Source organism: bacterium, from assembly GCA_021108215.1.
GTDB lineage: Bacteria > Oederibacteriota > JAAXVQ01 > JAAXVQ01 > JAUVAV01 > JAIORK01.
Genome location: JAIORK010000017.1, coordinates 1 through 1,217, shown reverse-complemented (window position 1 = coordinate 1,217; position 1,217 = coordinate 1). Strand labels below are relative to the sequence as shown.

The 1,217-nt window shown below is 51.8% G+C and carries 1 protein-coding gene; it reads left to right on the top strand.

Annotation, left to right across the window (positions count from 1 at the left end; all coding sequences use genetic code 11):
• Nucleotides 1-14 precede the first annotated feature (14 nt).
• Nucleotides 15-1,217 (top strand): elongation factor Tu, encoded by a 1,203-nt coding sequence (gene tuf / locus K8S19_03180; protein ID MCD4812679.1) that lies wholly within the window; start codon nucleotides 15-17, stop codon nucleotides 1,215-1,217.

Sequence of the window (1,217 nt, the reverse complement as noted above, 5' to 3'; positions counted from 1 at the left end):
AACAGGAGGAAGACATGGCAAAACAAAAATTTGAACGTAACAAACCGCATATCAATATTGGAACCATCGGTCACGTTGATCACGGGAAGACGACCTTGACGGCAGCAATCACCATGTACCTGTCGAGCAAGGGCGGCGCTGCGGTCAAGAAATATGATGAGATCGATAATGCCCCGGAAGAAAAAGCCCGCGGCATCACGATCAATACGGCGCACGTGGAGTACGAGACGGACAAACGTCATTATGCCCATGTGGATTGCCCGGGTCATGCGGATTATATCAAGAATATGATTACCGGAGCGGCGCAGATGGATGGCGCGATATTGCTGGTTTCAGCCAGTGACGGTCCGATGCCGCAGACACGTGAGCATATCCTGCTGGCGCGTCAGGTAGGTGTGCCGACGATCGTGGTATTCATGAACAAGACCGATCAGGTGGATGATCCTGAATTGTTGGATCTGGTAGAGATGGAAGTGCGTGAATTATTGAGCAAGTATGATTTTCCCGGAGACGACACCCCGATTATTCGTGGCAGCGCATTGAAAGCCATGGAAAAAGGTGTGGCCGGAACCTTAGACGGCCCGGAATGGGAACCAATCCAGAAGTTGATGGATGCGGTGGATGATTTCATCCCGACCCCGGTGCGTGAGATAGATAAACCGTTTTTGCTGGCAGTAGAAGATGTATTCTCGATCACCGGACGCGGCACCGTGGCGACCGGACGTGTGGAGCGCGGCAAGGTGAAAGTCGGCGACAATGTGGAGATCGTAGGGCTCACGGAGACAAAGAAGAGTGTTGTGACCGGAGTGGAAATGTTCAGGAAACTGTTGGACGAAGCGGAAGCCGGTGACAATATTGGTTGTTTGCTGCGCGGTATTGACAAAGAAGCGATTGAACGCGGCCAGGTTATTGCGAAACCCGGATCGATTACCCCGCACAAGAAGTTCAAAGGTGAAGTGTATATTTTGAAAAAAGAAGAAGGCGGACGGCATACGCCGTTTTTCAACAACTACCGTCCTCAGTTTTATTTCAGGACCACAGACGTGACCGGATCGGTGAAACTGCCGGAAGGTGTGGAGATGGTGATGCCGGGAGATCGTGTGACGATTGAAGGCGAACTGATCACACCGATCGCGATGGAGAAAGAGCTGCGATTCGCGATTCGTGAAGGCGGTCATACAGTAGGCGCCGGCGTTATCGCCGAGATTGTAGAATAA